This is a genomic window from Inquilinus limosus MP06 (genome assembly GCF_000767795.1).
Classification (GTDB): domain Bacteria; phylum Pseudomonadota; class Alphaproteobacteria; order DSM-16000; family Inquilinaceae; genus Inquilinus; species Inquilinus limosus_E.
Genome location: NZ_JANX01000994.1, coordinates 1 through 1243 on the forward strand (window position 1 = coordinate 1; position 1243 = coordinate 1243).

At 65.2% G+C, this 1243-nt stretch carries 2 protein-coding genes; one reads left to right on the top strand and one right to left on the bottom strand.

The genetic code is table 11. From position 1 onward, the window contains the following. Positions 1-363, bottom strand: a 363-nt coding sequence (locus P409_RS34675; protein ID WP_430515687.1) for an aldehyde dehydrogenase family protein, incomplete at its 3' end; no start/stop codon positions are given. A gap of 570 nt (positions 364-933) precedes the next feature. Here P409_RS34675 and P409_RS41105 point away from each other — a divergent pair. Next, positions 934-1243 (top strand): hypothetical protein (locus P409_RS41105; protein ID WP_238578852.1); only part of this gene is annotated, 310 nt, incomplete at its 3' end.

Below are 1243 nucleotides of genomic sequence, written 5' to 3' on the forward strand. Positions count from 1 at the left end.
TCCTCGGCGAACCACTCGACGAAGCCGGCGCCGTAGTCGATCTCGCCGCGCTTCGGCCAGCGGCTTGCCCTGCTCCAGCGTCATCAGCTTCGCCAGGTCCTCCTGATTCGCCATCATCAGCTCGAACCAGCGCCGCAGGATCGTGAACCGCTCCTGCGCCGTCCTGGCGCGCCAGGCCGGCCAGGCCTTGTCGGCGGCGGCGATGGCGCGGCGGGTCTCGGCGGCGCCGGCGCGCGGCACGCTGCCCAACTTCTCACCATCGGCCGGGTTGGTGACCTCGATCACCCGCCCGTCATCGGCGTCGGCCCAGCGGCCGTCGATGTAGCATTGCTGGCGGAAAAGCTTCGAGTCGGTGAGCTGCATCGGTTCGGTCTCCCTCTTCTCGGCGTGTCCGTCCGCCTGGATCTCGGAGGGAGGTTGTAGCGCGGCCGGCCGAGGGCTGCCAGGGCGCCCGATATCCTGCTATGCGCCGGACGCGGAGCTCGCCGTCGCGCCGCAAGGTCCAAAACCGGAACATTGCCTAGTTTTGTCGGACATTGAAGGTGTTAGCAGCCGCTTCGCTTCCCTGCCCTTAAATAGTCTTATCAATCAATTGAACCCTTCGACTTTCCAGCATCGTGTTCACGGCCGGACGAATAGGCAATCGAAACGACCTATGCACTCCACAAAAGTCGAATAATTTTTTTACGGCCGCCTGCAATACATGAACCGGCATCGCTTCTGTATTGGCGTTCGAAAGCGGGCAGGAATCGGGCGAAAGCATGTCATTTTTGCTTGGCGGGAATATTTCAGAATGTTACTAGACGTCCTTGCCGGCGAGGGGGCGGTGACTGGGGTCACCGGACGAGCCGGACGGAAAGGCGCTGCATCCGTTTGGAGCGCCAAGGGAGCGAGTGCAGTCCGGTTGAACAGCGCAGGGGGGACGGGCCAGTGATGACCCGCGACACTGACTATGACCTCAGAATCCAGAGCATCCAACTTCGGGCCAAGCGCCCACTCAGGTCCCTCACTGCCAGTCTGTTGACGCTGCTCTGCGGCGTCGCTCTCCTCAGCGAACCCGCCCACGCCGCGTCGCGCTCGACGCGTGAGCTGAACGCCGCTGCGGCCGCCGCCGCCGGCCAGTCCAGCGACCGGGTCGAAGGCGCCGTCCGCAACGCCGCGACCAATGGCCGGACGGTCACCCCGGCATCAAGCCCGGTGGCGGTCGCGGTTCCGGCCCCCCGCCCCGCGCGGGCATCGGCCG